The organism is Bacteroidota bacterium, assembly GCA_016195025.1.
In the GTDB taxonomy this organism is placed as follows: domain Bacteria; phylum Bacteroidota; class Bacteroidia; order Palsa-948; family Palsa-948; genus Palsa-948.
Genome location: JACQAL010000036.1, coordinates 47,095 through 63,771, shown reverse-complemented (window position 1 = coordinate 63,771; position 16,677 = coordinate 47,095). Strand labels below are relative to the sequence as shown.

The 16,677-nt window shown below is 39.8% G+C and carries 8 protein-coding genes; 6 read left to right on the top strand and 2 right to left on the bottom strand.

All coding sequences use genetic code 11. The features are described 5' to 3' along the window. Window position 1 precedes the first annotated feature (1 nt). The 5 genes from HY063_06725 to HY063_06705 all read left to right on the top strand — a co-directional run bounded on the left by HY063_06725 (window position 2) and on the right by HY063_06705 (window position 7,673). On the top strand, window positions 2-3,373 hold the full coding sequence (locus tag HY063_06725) for an efflux RND transporter permease subunit (GenBank protein ID MBI3501470.1): 3,372 nt from the start codon (window positions 2-4) through the stop codon (window positions 3,371-3,373). A 15-nt stretch (window positions 3,374-3,388) separates the two neighbouring features. Continuing rightward, window positions 3,389-4,249 carry an ABC transporter ATP-binding protein gene (locus HY063_06720; GenBank protein ID MBI3501469.1) on the top strand — a complete coding sequence of 287 codons (861 nt, stop codon included), beginning with the start codon at window positions 3,389-3,391 and terminating at the stop codon, window positions 4,247-4,249. Then, window positions 4,250-4,990, top strand: coding sequence for an ABC transporter permease (locus HY063_06715; protein ID MBI3501468.1), 741 nt, complete (start codon window positions 4,250-4,252; stop codon window positions 4,988-4,990). It abuts the gene before it with no gap. Window positions 4,991-5,067: 77 nt separating this feature from the next. Beyond that, window positions 5,068-7,146, top strand: coding sequence for a TonB-dependent receptor plug domain-containing protein (locus HY063_06710; GenBank protein MBI3501467.1), 2,079 nt, complete (start codon window positions 5,068-5,070; stop codon window positions 7,144-7,146). After that, entirely contained in the window at window positions 7,143-7,673 is a 531-nt protein-coding gene (locus HY063_06705) for a YfiR family protein (GenBank protein MBI3501466.1), read from the top strand. Before HY063_06710 ends, HY063_06705 begins: the two co-directional genes overlap by 4 nt. Window positions 7,674-7,677: 4 nt before the next feature. Here HY063_06705 and HY063_06700 read toward each other — a convergent pair whose 3' ends face one another. Both HY063_06700 and HY063_06695 read right to left on the bottom strand, forming a co-directional pair. Beyond that, the gene (locus tag HY063_06700; protein ID MBI3501465.1) at window positions 7,678-9,483 is read right to left on the bottom strand and encodes a sensor histidine kinase; all 1,806 of its coding nucleotides are present in this window, start codon (window positions 9,481-9,483) and stop codon (window positions 7,678-7,680) included. Window positions 9,484-9,666: 183 nt separating this feature from the next. Beyond that, entirely contained in the window at window positions 9,667-15,954 is a 6,288-nt protein-coding gene (locus HY063_06695) for a hypothetical protein (GenBank protein MBI3501464.1), read from the bottom strand. A gap of 167 nt (window positions 15,955-16,121) precedes the next feature. On the opposite strand from HY063_06695, the gene HY063_06690 reads away from it, so the two are divergent. Further along, window positions 16,122-16,673 carry a YceI family protein gene (locus tag HY063_06690; protein ID MBI3501463.1) on the top strand — a complete coding sequence of 184 codons (552 nt, stop codon included), beginning with the start codon at window positions 16,122-16,124 and terminating at the stop codon, window positions 16,671-16,673. Window positions 16,674-16,677 lie beyond the last annotated feature (4 nt).

The window sequence follows — 16,677 nt, the reverse complement described above, 5'->3', positions numbered from 1 at the left end:
TATGGAAGACCTCAATAAAGAATTTAAACCAAGCACATGGGCGATAAATAACCGCACGACTGTTTTTGTGCTCACGGTAATTATTACGTTGGCAGGAATTTTCGCTTACAATAATATTCCGAAGGAAAGTTTTCCGGAAATTGTTCTGCCGAAAATTTATGTGAGCACCGTTTATCCCGGCACTTCACCTGCTAATATGGAAAACCTGGTGACTAAACCAATTGAAAAGCAAATGAAATCTATTTCTGGTGTGAAAAAAATCACCAGCAATTCTTTCCAGGATTATTCAAATGTGATTGTAGAGTTCAGCACAGATGTAAATATTGCCATAGCGAAACAAAAAGTGAAAGACGGAGTGGACAAAGCAAAATCTGATTTACCGAATGATTTGCCGCACGAACCTAACGTAATTGATATTAATTTTTCCGAACTCCCGATTATGTTCGTGAATCTTTCCGGAGATTTTGATTTGAACAAACTGAAAAAATACGCAGACAAACTCAAAGATAAAATTGAGGAGATGAAAGAAATCACGCGAGTGGATTTGATTGGCGCACTCAACAGAGAAATTCAAATTAATGTTAACATGTACAAAACTCAGGCAGCGCAGATTTCTCTCGGAGATATTGAACGCGCGGTCGGTTCTGAAAACCTGAATATGTCCGGAGGAACAGTGAAAATGGAAGGCATGCAACGCACACTCAATGTGAAAAAAGAATTCAAGACCATTGATGAATTAAAGAATCTTATTATAAAATCTCCTACAGGCGCTGCGATTTATCTGAAAGACATTGCTGAAGTGAAAGACACTTTTCACGAGCAGGAAAGTTTTGCGCGGCTCGGTGGAAAAAATGTAATAACGCTCAGCGTGGTGAAACGCGCAGGATTTAATCTGATTGAAGCGAGCGACAAAATCCGAAACATCGTAGATGAGATGAAAGAAAAAGATTTTCCGAAAGATTTAAATATTGTTCTCACAGGCGACCAATCTGACAGAACGCGTATTACACTTCATGATTTGATAAATACAATTGTCATAGGATTTATTCTCGTAACAATCATCCTCATGTTTTTTATGGGCGCGACCAACGCAATTTTCGTAGCGATGTCCGTTCCGCTTTCCATGTTCATCGCGTTCCTGATTATGCCGAGCATTGGTTTCACAATGAATATGATTGTGCTCTTTGCGTTTTTGCTTGCTCTGGGAATTGTGGTGGATGACGCAATTGTGGTCATTGAAAATACTCACCGCATTTTCAGAAACGGAAAAAGAAATATCAAAGAAGCTGCTAAGATGGCAGCCGGAGAAGTTTTTCTTCCCGTACTTTCAGGAACTCTGACTACGCTCGCGCCATTTATTCCGCTCGCATTCTGGAAAGGTGTTATCGGAAAATTTATGTTTTTCCTTCCTATCACGCTCATCATAACATTAATGGCTTCGCTTCTCGTTGCGTATATTATTAATCCTGTTTTCGCTGTGAGATTTATGAAACCGCACGATGAAAACGAACACAATAAATCGAAATGGACACGCGGAGCGAAAATCACTTCGATAATTTTTATCGTTCTGGCGTTATTATTTTATCTCGGAAGAAATATCGGAATGGGAAACTTTCTCATTCTCATGCTCGCTCTGAATTTACTTTATAGATTTTTTATAGAGAACTGGGTGAAAAAATTCCAGGAAAAAGTCTGGCCTGCAGCTACCGAGCGATATAAACGTTTTCTTTCACGCGCGTTGAACAATCCATGGAAAACAATGTTCGCAACCGTTGGAATTTTTATTTTCTCCATTGTACTTATGATGGTTCGTTCTCCAAAAGTTGTTTTCTTTCCGAAAGGGCAGCCGAATTTTGTTTTCGTATATGTTTCTCTTCCCATCGGCACAGATCCTGCCTACACGAACGAAGTGATGAAAGATGTGGAGAAGCGCGTGAACAATGTTGTTTATCCCGGTGGAAAACAAAATCCAATCGTGCAATCTATTATCACAAACGTGACTATCAGCGTTACCGATCCGCAGGATGAAGATCAAAGTCCATATCCTAATAAAGGAAAACTGCAAATCGCTTTTGTTCCTTATGCGGAAAGAAACGGAGAATCTACTTCTGCTTATCTTGATAAAGTTCGCGCGGCTGTGCGGGGAATTGCCGGAGCAGAAATTACAGTTGACCAGGAACGCGCGGGACCTCCGACATCCAAACCGATTTCAATTGAAATCACCGGAGATGATTTGAAAGATTTAATGAAGTCGTCAAAAAAATTAAAACATTATCTCGATTCAATTCATATTGATGGCGTGGAAGAATTAAAATCTGATTTCCAGGATAACAAACCGGAAATTGTTTTTGACATCAACCGCGAGCGTGCCAACCGCGAAGGAATTTCTGTAGGACAAATTGCTTCTGAAATCAGAAAGGCCGTTTTTGGTTTGGACAGAACATCCAAGTTCCGAGATTTGGAAGATGAATACCCGATTCAGGTTCGTTATCTTTCCGAGCAAAGAAATAATATTGACGCGCTTAAAAATCTCACCATCGTTTACCGCGACATGGCAATGAACGGAATGATTCGCCAGGTTCCGCTTTCCGCTTTTGCAGATATCCGCTATGAAAATACTTTTTCGGGAATAAAAAGAAAAAATCAGAAACGCATTATCACCCTTGGCTCGAATGTTCTTAGCAATTTTAATCCGAACGAAGTGGTAGCGAAAATGCAAAAGGAAGTAAACAAATTCAAAGCGCCCGATGGAGTTTCCATTATAATGGCAGGGGAACAGGAAGAACAAAAGGAAACTGCTTCGTTCCTCGGTGGCGCGCTTCTCACTTCCATAGGACTTATTATTTTAATTCTTGTCCTGCAATTTAATTCTGTCAGCAAACCCTTTATCATTCTCACAGAAATTTTCTTCAGTGTAATCGGGGTTTTGCTGGGGGTTTCAATATTCAAAATGGATATGTCTATCGTGATGACAGGAATCGGAATTGTTGCGCTCGCAGGAATCGTAGTGCGGAACGGAATTCTTCTCGTAGAATTTACAGACCTGATGATAGAACAGGGAATGCCTGTGCGCGAGGCAATCATCGAAGCGGGAAGAACGAGAATGACTCCGGTAATTCTCACTGCGTCTGCAACTATTCTCGGATTGATTCCGTTAGCTGTGGGACTGAACATTGATTTCGTAACTCTCTTTACAAAATTAAATCCGCATTTATTTTTTGGCGGAGACAGCGTTGCATTCTGGGGACCTCTTTCGTGGACAATGATTTTTGGTTTAGGGTTTGCTACATTTTTGACATTGATTCTTGTTCCCGTAATGTACCTGATTGCTTCTAATTGGAAAACCGGATTGAAAAAATTAGTCGGCAAATAATTTTATTTTTACAACGTGAACGCAGTCGAGATAAAAAGCCTTTCAAAATCCTACGGAAAACTCCGCGCGCTTAATAATGTCAACCTCGATGTTCCCGAAGGAACTATTTATGGATTGGTTGGACCGAATGGCGCAGGAAAAACTACGCTGATAAAAGCGCTGGTTGGTTCGCTTCGACCAACTGATGGCTCCTCAAAAGTTTTAGGGCTTGACCCGCTCAAAGACAAATGGAAACTCCGAAAGCAAATCGGCTATATGCCGCAAAGTCCTGCACTGTACGATGACCTTTCCGCAAAAAATAATATTTTATTTTTCGGCAAAGCGCAGAATGTTTCGGATTTAAAAAAGAAAACAGATGAAATTATTTCTTTCGCTGAACTGACTTCTCGGGCAAATGATAAAGTCGGAACTTTTTCTGGCGGAATGAAAAAAAGAGTTTCGCTCTGCTGTGCGCTGGTGCATGACCCGAAAATTCTTTTCCTGGACGAGCCGACTGCCGCAGTTGACCCTCACCTGAAAATGCAATCCTGGATTTTATTCCGCAAACTTGCCGACAAAGGAGTTACGCTTTTTATCAGCACACATTTGATGGATGAAGCAATGCTCTGCGACAAAGTCACCATTCTGCGCAACGGGGAAATTCTTGCAGTGGACACTCCGCAGAAAATATTAGAGCGGGGAAAAACAAAAATGAAAATCCATTCGGGAAATGAAACAAAAGAATCAATTATTGAATCTACTCCGGAAAGTTTGGCAAATGAATTGAAAAAGTTCGGATTAGAGAAAAATATTTCATCCATTGAACTCCATTCAGATAATATTGAAGATATTATTCTTGCGATTGTAAGAGAAAAAGAAGAAAGCGAAAAAAAATAAATGAACACATTTATCATAGCGGGACGAGTACTCAGCCAATTGAAAGGCGACAAAAGATTTTTAGCCCTCTCCATCATTGCCCCGCTCATCATTATTTACTTGCTTAAACTTTTATTCGACACATTTCCTGCCAACCCTTTTATTTCTTATACCAGCTTTACAATTCCCATGAGCGCGTTCATAGTGCATTTCCTAAGTTTTATTCTCTGCGCTATTCTTTTGGTACAGGAAAGAACACGCGGAACGCTTGAACGAATGATGATTGGGGGATTTTCAAAAATGTCCATCATTGGAGGATACACGCTTGGCTATTTCGGGCTGGCAACTTTGCAGGCAACGGCAGTTCTTTTCGAAACCATCTGGCTGTTTGAATTAGATTACGAAACGAAAACAGTCGTTATGCTTTTCATTGTCATCTGGCTGCTGGCAATTGTTTCTGTCATGTTAGGAATTTTTGTTTCCACGTTTGCAAAACATGAAGGACATGTGTTCCCATTCATTCCTCTGATTGTTCTTCCTTCCGTATTTCTCACAGGATTAATTGTTGACCCGAGCGGACTTCCAAAATGGGCAGAAATTGTTGGAGATTGTCTTCCGCTCCACTACGCAGTAAATATCATTCACGAAATCATCAAACCGGATTACGATTTAAGTTCAACTTATGCGGACTTTGCTATACTTGGCGGTTACATTTTCATTCTCTGGATTCTCGCTTCGCTCACGCTGAAAGAAACAGAATAATTTCATTTTACGATTGTTGATTTCATTTTTCGTGCCAGTTAAACATTTTGCGTTTTAATTTCTATTTTTGATTCCCCATGAAACTATTTTTTTCTTTTTTATTTTCTCTTTCATTTGTTATCCTGAGCGAAGTCGAAGGATTCTCACAGCAAAATTTTCAGCCGACTGTTCTTCCAAAAGACACGTTCGATTATTTTGAAATGTCGCTGGAGCAATTGCTCACGCTGAAAGCTCACGGTGTTCCTTCCGAACTGGAAGAACTCATCAATCAGCTCATTCTTGCTGCATCAAAAAAACCACTCACCGCGCGCGAGTCACCCGGAATTGTTACCCTTATTACTGATGAGGAAATTCGTAACTCAGGCGCGCGAGATTTAATTGACGTGTTGCGTTTGGTTCCCGGAATTGATTTCGGTGTGGATGTGGAAGGCGTGGTGGGACTTGGCACGCGCGGATTGTGGGCGCACGAAGGAAAAATGCTCGTACTGCTCGATGGGCAGGAAATGAATGAACTTCTTTTCGCCACCAATCAATTCGGAAATCATTTTCCGGTTGACCAGATAAAAAAAATTGAAGTGATGCGCGGTCCGGGCTCTGCCATCTATGGTGGCTTCGCGGAATACGGAGTGATTAACATCATTACTAAAAGCGCAGTTGATTTGCCGGGCATTTCACTAACGGGAACTTACGGGCAGATGGAAAGCGCAACGGGCAGAAGAAATTTTAATCTCTCTGCCGGAAAAATAAAAAAAGATTTTGAGTTTACTATTGGCGCTTTTGTCGGGAGCGCGAACCGGAGTGATCAAAATTATTCTGACCTGTATGGAAACAGTTACAACATGACGGGGAATTCCCAACTAAATCCCACACACATCAATGCCGGAATGGCGTATAAGGGATTCAGCGCGCGGTGGATTTTGGATTTGTATCAAACCACTACGCGCGATTCGTATGATTCCATAAAAACTTTTGCTTATCCGCTGGATTTTAAATCACATTTTTTTGAATTGAAATATGCTGCAGTTGCCGGAAAGAAAAAAAAATTAACCATCACGCCAAAGTTGAATATAAAAAGTCAAACTCCCTGGCAAACTATTACCAACATTGATACGCTTGCAGAAAATTACAACAAGGCAGCACAGCGTTTCACCGGAAATATTACTGCCTCCTATAATCTCACCCGTAAAATAAATTTCATTGCAGGAGTTGAAGCATATTCCGAAAAAGCAGTTGACCAAAGCGACAGCGGAAAATTTTACAACGGAAAAAAAACAGTCAGTTATTTTAATCAGGCATACTTTCTTCAATGCCTGGCAAAAACCCGGTTTGTAAATTTTATTCTGGGAGCGCGCTACGATATTCATAGCGATTATGGTTCTGCTTTTGCCCCGCGAATCGGCCTTACAAAAAAAATAAACCGGTTTCATTTTAAATTGCTTTACAGCAATTCATTCAGGGCTCCATCTATTGAAAATATAAATCTCGGGCATGATTCAATCAAACCGGAATACACTTCGGTAAAAGAATTTGAAATTGGCTACCAACTCACGCGCAAATCACTTTTCACAGCAAATGTTTTTGACATCACCACAAAAAATCCCATCGTATATTATTTCAATGATTCCCTCTACACCGACAACTATAAAAATTACGGAGAAGCCGGAAGCACAGGCATGGAACTTGAATACCGGGTGCGGGATAAATGGGGATATCTGATTGCCAATTATTCCTTTTATACCGTTTCACAAAAAAAGAAAATTGCCGACTATTCTGTGCCCGGGCATTTTGATATGCTGCTTTCTTTTCCCTCGCATAAAGCAAATGTAAGCGCGTGGTTCAAGGCGGGAAAACATTTTGGAATTTCTACCACTCTTTCTTACATAGGAGCGCGTTACGGTTATTCTACTATTGACAGCGCAGAAAATTCTGTTCTCGAAAAATTTCCATCAATTCTTCTTGCAAATTTTTTTATCAATGTCGGAAATTTTGGCGTGAAGGGATTAACAGTTGGCGCAGGATGTTACGATATTCTTGATTCGAAATATAAATTCATTCAGCCCTACAACGGCTATCATGCCCCGCTGCCTGGACCATCGAGAGAAATTCTGGTGAAAATAATTTACGAAGTAAAATCGGAAAAAAAGCAGAGAAGATGAAACAAGCGGTGAATTATATTTTTGCAATTGGATTTTTTGTTTTCATCGGAGGAAAAAGTGAAAAAGTTTTTTCTCAGGATAAAGATTATAAAGCGTACACATTGTTTCTGTACAACTTTATTAAATATGTCGAATGGCCGCCCGATGAAAAAAATGAATTTATAATCGGAGTGGCGGGCGATTCCCCTATACAAAAAGAATTGCAGGTGCTGTCTGAAAATAAAAAAGCAAAAGGGAAAAAAATTATTGTGAAAATTATTTCATCGGCAGAAGAAGCTGCTTCCTGCAACCTGATTTATATTCCTTCTCAAAAAAGTTCCATGTTGAAACTTATTGCCGAAAAAACAAAAGGCAAACCGGTGTTGATTGTAGCCGAGCGCGAGGGCTTGGCAAAAAAAGGCGCTGCCATAAGTTTTGTGGTGGAAGAAGACGATGCATTGAAATTCGACATTAACAAATCCGCACTTGATTCCCAAAGTTTGAAAGTTGCCAACGTGCTGATGCAATTAGGAAGCGTGGTAGGATGAAGCATTAAAGCGGAATTAAAAAACTAAATTCGCTTTTCCCTTTTTGAGAATGATAATGATATTCTGCATCCAGTTGCTCGGAAAGAATTTTTACCAGATGCAATCCCAGTGATGAAGAAGAAAGATTATTGAAATCGGGAGAAAAGCCGGGACCATTATCATAAACAAAAAGATGCAGGAATTTATTTTCCATTCTTCCGGTAATCCCCATTTTTCCGCCATGAGAATTTTTAAATGCATGCTTAAGCGAATTGGATAAAAGTTCATTCATGATGAGCGCAAGCGGCACGGCTTTATTGATATTAACCGCAATGTTTTGAAAATCTATTGTGCATTCAATTTTTTCTTTTTGCTTTTTGTAAGCGCTGATTAAGGAAGAAGAAAGTTCCTGAAGATATTTTTCAAAATTAATTTTTTCAGAATCATTGATGCTGTACAATCCCTGGTGAATAATGGCAATGGTGCGGATTCGGTTCTGCGTGTCCTGAAGAATTTCGCTTGCGGCTGCGTCCTTCACGGATTCCTTTTGAAGATTGATGAGCCCGGAAAGAATTGCCAGATTATTTTTTACGCGGTGGTGAAGTTCGGCAAGAAGAATATTTTTCTGGTTCAGTTCCGATTTCAATTGCTTGTTGATAGATTCAATTTTCCTGTTTCCTTCTCCGAGCAAAATATTTTTCTTTTGCAGCGATAATGTTAAATAGGCAATTACCACAAAGAGTAGGATAAGAATAAAAAGCAGCAGCAGAATAAAATTCCGCTGGCTCGCTGTTTTTTCCGCTTCCATTTTTGCCAGTGAAGTTTCGCGCTCTTGCTTCCGGAGCATTTCTTCTTTTTGCTGAGTGGCATATTTTATGACAATGTCTTCAAATCCTTTGCTTCTGATTTTTTCCTGCGTGGAAGCAAAATAGTCGTTGTGTTTTTTATAATAGTATAAAGCGCTGTCGGTCTTTTTCTGTGATTCAAAATTTGCCGCTAACTGTTGAGAAACATCCGAAGAAACTTCATCCCAATGATTTTCTTCAGAAATAGAAAGCGTTTTTTTCAGCAGGCGCGTGGATTCTTCATAGCGGTGGTTGCTCCAAAGTTCGCGCGCAATGTTTCTCCAAACCCATGTATAATATCTTTTGAAGTTTAATTTTCCCCAAATACTTTCCGCTTTGTAATAATATTGCAAGGGCTTTTCATATTGTACAACATCTTGTGGACGATGGTTTCCATAGTAAAATCCCAGTTCATTATAAGAAGTAGCCTGCTGATGAAGGTTGCCGAGCGCTTCGGAAATTTTTAAACTCTTCAGCGAATATGCTTCGGCATTTTCCGCATTGCCGAACTCATGTTCAATGGCGGCTTTGCGATGATAAAGTTCGGCAAGGTCATCATCTTTCAGCGGATTAATATTATCAAGATTAAATGCGCGGTCAATAAACACCAGCGCATTTGCTTTGTTGCCGATGGCGCGCGCATGTTCTGCCAAATAAATATTGAGCATTGTCTGCCAGCGCAGGGAATTAACCGACTGTGCAATATTCAGCGCTTTCATCAGGCAATCATACGATTTGTCATATTGTGAATTAACCTTCAGCGCATTTCCGGTTTCAGCACATACTTCCATCAGGCGCAGAGAATCTTTTGTTCGGATGAAAAATTTTTCTGCAGCATTGTAATATGAAATGCTGCTGTCAATATGCCCTTGCCAGAAAATACATTGTCCGAATAAAAATTTTCCATAGTAAAAATCGGAAGAATCTTTTGCTTCTTTCATTGCCTTCCCGGAAAAATAAAAGGCAGAATCAGATTTGCGGAACATAAACCACTTTGCTTTTTCGCTGCTCTGATTTTGAGAAAAGCAAAATAACTCAGAGAGAAAATAAAACAGAAATAAGTAAATCCTTGGCATAATGAATTTGCGCAGACAATAGTAGGAAAAAGATAGATGTTGGGAAAATTTCCTGTAAACTATTTTTTGGCGCGAAAAAATGAAATCACTTTTTTACTTCCCCACTTTCACTCGTATTCCTTCACTGTGGCTGGTAAATTCCGGAGCATACATGCACTGTATGGTTGTAATGCCGTTTGAAAAATCACCGCTGTGAGAAACCACTAAAGGATATTCAAACACATAAGTTCCTTTGTTCAGGTGCGAGAAGAAAAAATTTGTGGATGCATCGCGCGTGCTTTCGTAATAACCAAGCCCATCCTGATATTTATACTGCGAAAAAACATTTGTCGGTTCGAATCCCGAAGCGCGCATATCTTTCATGTGAACATATTGCATGTCTCGGTCAACACGCAATTCAATTCTCACTTTTAATTTATCTCCGGGTTTAAGTTTTGTGTTTTCAGTTACAGGCTCAATCACGGGACCTGACGCAGTATTTTTTTCTATGAAAAGTTTTTTCACGAGTTGAAGCGGAGTTTTATGCGGAGTGATTTTATCCAGTTGTTCAAAATATTGCCAGTACACTGCGCCCCAGGAAACGCCTTCGTCTTTTTTACTCACAGTTATATTTCCCATCTGCGGTTTTATGTCGCTTCCGCTCCACGATGTTTTGAAATAGCCGGTGCCTGCTTCTACTTTTACGTCTGGCATATTTTTAGGATCGATCTTCATATCACCGAGGGAAATTTCCACATTGGATTCTGTAGCGAGCCAGTCGGTTCCTCTCAACAACAAAGCGTAAACTGCTTCCGTAGTTGCTTTCGTGGATTCCCAGTTCTGCGTTTGCTTTGATTTCAACAGCCAAACTTTTAAATCATCCACTGCTTTTTTATCTCCCGCCACTTCATCAAATGCTTCTATCAATAACGCTTGTGATTCAATAGGCGCTTCGTACCAGTAAAATCCTTCGTAGTTTTCTTTCCAGTACATTCCCATTTCTTCGCTGCTGAGAGAATTTTCTTTCAGCGATTTCATAATATCCGCAGGATTTTTTTTATCTCCATAGCGGAAAAGCCCGAGTGCGATCATTCCGTTCATGTATCTTCCTTTGCCGAGCCAATATTTTTGCGCTTGTCCTTTATAATAATCAAATGCTTTCTGATTATGATTCGCGATAGAAATATCTTTGAAATAACTTCTCGCATATAAATATTGAATCTGCTCGTAACTCAAATGGTCTTTGTCAATATTTTCTTTATCGTGTTTCAAAATCCATTCGTAATCCTCGCGGATTCTGTCATCCAGATATCTCACCGCATTCTTCACCATATTCCACGATTTAGAATCTTCGCGAATATTTTTTACTCCGAGGTGATCGAGATGTCCCATTCCAGTTACGATATGCTGCGTGATGTAACGGTCATCGGGCATTCCTTCGAACCATGGCCAGCCGCCATTGCTCGCCTGCATCTTCTGCAATTTGTTCAGCGCAGATTCAAGTTCGTTCGACATTTTATTTAAATCGAAAAGCAATCCGACTCTTTTCTTCCTTTCGCTTTCATCTTTCGCATCGAGCACCCACGGAGTTTCTTCGAGCATCAAAGATTTTAACTCCTGATTTTTTTGCAAGTTGGATAAGAATGCATCGGGCGAAGAAGATTTCCAACTATCAAACACAGATTTTATTTTCGGGGAAGAGTTGGCAATGTGCGAAGCAATCGAGTTTGCATAGAATCTTGAAAAAGTTTGCTCCGCGCATTCATACGGATACTCCATTATATAAGGAAGCGACTGCATCGCGTACCATGCAGGATTTGCGGAAAATTCCAAAGTGAGTTTATGATTTCGCAACGTGCTTGAACCATTGTTCTGGGAAATAAATTTTTCGAACTTAAAAGTTTTTGTTTGCTTGCTTCTAATCGGGAGCGGAAGAGATTCTGTTACCAGCATCCTGTTTGTCAAAACAGGAACTGCATTCTCTTCTCCATCGGTAAAGTTTCCTGCTTTCGCAACCACTTTATAAGTGATTGCGCCAACGCCTTCAGGAATTGAAAGATTCCATTCAAGCGGAGCGCTTTGTCCTTTCTTCGCAGTGAAGGAAGTAACAGAAGTCGCTTCTCCTTTCACATTATCAGTTGCTGAGACAACAAAAATATTCAGCGGCTTCATCGTGATTGCATCGTACAAAAAAAGTTGCGCGGTTCCGTTCATATCGGCAGAAGAAAGATTATCCACTTTCGCGGTAAAAGTTATTTTATCATTCTCGCGGAAGAAACGCGGAGCGTGCGGAGTCACCATCAGTTCTTTTTGCGTCACCACTTCTTTTTCAATCTGCCCGTATTTTAAATCTTTTGTGTGCGCGAGCCCCATCACTTTCCATTTCGTGAGCGCTTCGGGAACGGTGAACTTGATAATTACGTTTCCGTTCTCATCCGTCATCAGCGTTGGGAAGAAGAATGCAGTCTCCGCCAGATTTTTTCTTGCTGAAATATTTGCGAGTGATTCGTGAGATTTTCCTGATTGTTCTCTTGTAACGGTTCCGCCCGTGTTTGCATCGGCATCAATAAGAGGAACTGAATAATCAACTTCTTCACCGGCTTTATCTTTATTTTTAGATGCTTCCTTTTTTACTCCGCCAAGAAATCCATAGGCATTTACAGTTGTCTCAGTTTGTGAATCTGCTTTTGCAGCGGGCATTTTTTCTGCCGCACCGGCCACACCTTCATCCATTTCATAATCTCCATCATAATCTTTTCTACCTCCTCCTTTATAATAATACCTGTAGTTTCCGTAACCATAATTGTAATAGCCAAACCAATTCAGCCGGTCGTAATATTTATAGAGAAGCGCAGGATAAATATTCCAGTCCTTGGAAAAAATTTGCGAAGTATTATTTTTTGCGACTGGATAAATTTCCCAGCTGCGCTGCGCGTAATAGGTATTGTAAATGTTGAACGCCCAGCTGTTCGCGCGGAAAGCATCGAGCGAAGCATCGTACATTGCCATGAGAAGTTCGGAAGCAATCTTATCGCCTTTCTTGCTTTTGATTTTTAATTTCCATTCTTCTTTTTGTCCGGGAATTAATTTATCGCGGAAAGTTTCGTACTGCAAATCCAGTTCTTTATTTGTATATGGAACAGTGATGGTTTGGTCATGCGAATATGCGCGACCATTCTTCACAAAAATTAAATGACATGCAAAATTCCCTCTATGTTTTTCCTCTATGGGAATTTCAATTTTCTTTTGCTCATTGTTCAATGTAAGCCATTCTTTTTTCACAATTTCATTCTTGTGTTCTATCTCGAATAAAACTTTTGTGTCGGAAGATTTTGTCCCGATAAGGAAAGTTGCTTTGGTGCCGGGCTCTCCGTCTGATTTCAACGCGGAGTACCAGTCATAATCATTTACAGGAACTATATTTCCGTTTGAAGAATACACTGTAAAGTATTTCACATCCTTCACTTCTTCTCCGAATTTATCTTTTGTGGTGGCTTCCATTACATAAGAACCCGCTTGCCAGTTTGCAATCGTGCTGAGTGAAAGTTCATCCTTGTCTTTTATGGTTTCGATTTCAGAAGAGAAAACCTGCGCGCCTTTTTCCCATTTGTAAGAATTGCTTTCGTCAGCATATTCATCATTCGGGAAATTCGCATAGTATTCGTCTTTAGTCATCAGGTGTTTGTCGGCTTGTTCCCATAATCTTTTTCTGAACAGGCGATTCGGTTCAACCTGTTTCCATATCTGCACTTTTACTTTTGCTTGCTCATATTCTCCATTAAGATTTGTTGTATTGATATTGAACTTCGGCACAGAGTCTTTTGAAACATTTCCGCCAATGTTCACATCCATCTTCATCGCGTTGTATCCAACCGAAACAGAATTTACATTACTGTGTGTTTCTCCGGTGATGTCAGTGACATCGGAATAAATTGTGTACGTATATAGCGGAGAATAATTTTTCGAAATACTCAAATCAGGAATTGCTTTGAAGTTGATGACAAATCCTCCCGTATCATTCGTTGTGGTGATTCCATTTGTGATTTCCATTTGCGGAGACGAAGGATAATATCCTCTCCACCAGTACCAGTAATAAGGAAACGTTGCATTGCGGACAACACGGTATTTCACTTCTGCTCCTGAAATATTTGCACCTGCATACGATTCTGCTTTGCCTTTCACTTCCACATTTCCGTTCAGTTTGTAAACTCCTTTTATCGGAGGCGCGGTCACTTCAAACTTGGGGCGCTTGTAATCTTCCACGGAAACATACGCGTAGCCGTACGCATTTCCCAGATGCATTTGTCCATTGAGTAAATTTTGCGGAAGCACAAATGTTCCGTTGAAACTTCCGTATTCATTTGTCGTGAGTAAAACTTTTGCTACTTCTTGGTAGTTCACATCGTAAAGAATTACATTTTCCGTTCTGTTCGCAAGGATGCGATTGGTTTCTCCATCGCTCTCAATCATGATTCCCTTGAAATAAATTGTTTGTCCCGGACGATAAATCGCTCGGTCCGTGAACATATAGGTATGAGGATAAAATTTTTTCTCCTGCGGATAATAGCGGTAGAGATAAATTCCGTTATCGGAATACAATTTATCGTTTCCATTAGTGAACTCCACAAAATCATTTTCATACGAATCATTCTTTGAAGCAGGAATATGAAAGAACCCATTTTCATCCGTTAAATAAGAATCTCCTTTGCGGTATTCATACCTGCGAAGCGTGTAATTATATTTGTTGTACCAGAGCTGCGCGTTCACTCCTTTCAGCGGATTTCCGTTTTCCCTATGAAAAACCGTGAAGTCATAACCGCCATTTTCTGTTCTGCGCTGAACATAACTGAGATTTGTAACGAAAAGATTTCCATACGCAATTCCGTTTTTGTTGTAAGTAAAACTTTTATCAGAGCCGATGAGCAATACATAATGCCCCAGCGGAAGCGAATCAATTTTTATTTCCGAGGAATGAGATTGATAGTCGCCATCAGAAAGCAAATCCAAACTCCATTCTTTCACCGTTTCTTGTTTTAAAAATTTGTCTATGAGTTTTTCGCCATAAAGATTTTCTACATCTTTAGAAAATCTGTCTGCGCTTTCTTTTATGACTCGCAAATAAATTTTGCTTAGATTATTATACTGAACTCTTGCGCGGAACGGTTTGCCGGGAAGATTTCCTTCTTCCACATTAAACGTAACAGATTTTGTTTTGATGAGCGACTCTAAATATTTGCAGTTGTTTGCTCCGAATGATTCCGGAAATCTTTTTATCGCGTCTTCGCAAATCTGCAAAGCGATTTTCTTTTCCCACTTGTTATCATCACCTATGAGCGGATTATATTTTGCTCCGCGATTGTTATGCTCCTGCGCAATTTCATAGGAGATTTCTGTTGAAGATTGATTCGATAAAAATTTCTTTTCAAGATTTTCCAACGCCTGCAAATACAAACTGTCTTTTATCTCGATGATGGACTTGCTTCTGACAAACTTCAATCTCTTTAAGTCAACATCAATCAGCGCTTCGGGATTCGCATCATTACTGTGAAACGCAATTAAGTCCTGCAATAATTTTATTCCATAAAATTTCAGCGAGAGAGAATCTTTGTTCTCGATTTTCAGTTTTGCAAAATCATTGTAACTCCAGAAATAACTTTCGCTATTAAGTTCAAACTTGAAAGCGGGCTTGATAATATCCGGTTCTTCATTTATATAGAAATCAACTGCGCGGTGCGCGAGAAAATCAAAAAGTGATGGGCGAAGTTTTCTTGTCGTAGCGGGCTTATCCGTATTTTTCACTTCATCATTGATAATTACATCGTCATAAATATTCAAAGGCGTGCGCTTGAGCGAGTCAACATCTTTGAGCGATGATTGATAATGTTTCATAGTCTGATCAACAATGGTTTTCAAATCCCAGGTATTGATGTCGTCCATTTTAAAATTCACTGTCTGCGTTCTGTTCTGAAATTTCCAGCGGTTCTGCTGGTAATAATGCCAGTACATTTCCGCCAGCACGGAATGCAAAACAGGCGTGAGCGGATATTTGGAATCTTTTATTTCTTCATTCAGCTTGTTAATCGATTTCTGCACAGAATATTCTTCCATATAAGATTCTAATTTTATGCGGTGAATGATTGCCTTCACAATCTGCGGAGCGTTGTTGTCGGTTTTTGCTTTTGCATAAATTCCTTCCACTACATCCAGCGCGGATTTTGTCAGCCCTTTATTTGTGAGTGAATCCACTTTCTTCCATTCCTTTTCATAGGTGCTTCCTTTGGGAAAAATTAAAAGTGAAACCCCTTTTGGTTTTGGAAAAGGAGATGCAGGATTAAAATAAAATCCAAGAGCAGTTACAATAAGGGAAGAAAATAAAACCGCGATGAGAAAAATTTTTTTCATTTTTTTGTTTTTATTAAGCATTGGACAATAAACATTGAACAAAGAACAATGAATGGATGCAAGGTAAATCAAAATTCCATAAACCCTATTATAAGAAATGAATTTGGCTATATTCTTATCAGTATTTTTTTTACTTTAGCCAACCGATTTCATAGCGGGAATTTCTAATGAAAAAAGTTTTCTTACCCATATTTATTGCCCTTGCCTGCACTTCCTTCTGCCCGCATAGTTCGGATGAGCTCGCCATTCAAACTGCGAACGTTTCGTTTGTTTCTTCTGCAAATTTTGAAACTATCAAAGGCGCTTCTACTGATGTGAAAGGAACTGTGGACGTGAGCAAGCGCACTTTTTCTTTTTCGATTCCGCTTTCTTCTTTCCAGGGATTTATAAATGCCCAGCAGAAAAAACATTTCAACGAAAAATTTGTAGAGTCGCCCAAATATCCCGAAACCTCTTTCAAAGGAAAAATAATTGAAGATGTGAACCTCGCAGTTCCCGGAACTTATACCGTTCGCGGAAAAGGAATGCTGCTGCTTCACGGAGTTGAAAAAGAAAGAATCATTGATGCAAAAATTACGGTGAAGGAAGGACAGATTTCCGTTGATTCCGGTTTTTCCATTCCACTTGAAGACCATGGAATAAAAGTTTCAAAAATGAATTCGCTCGCAATAGCCAAAGTGGTAAATGTTACTGTGAAAATTGCTCTCAAGTCAACCTGATTTT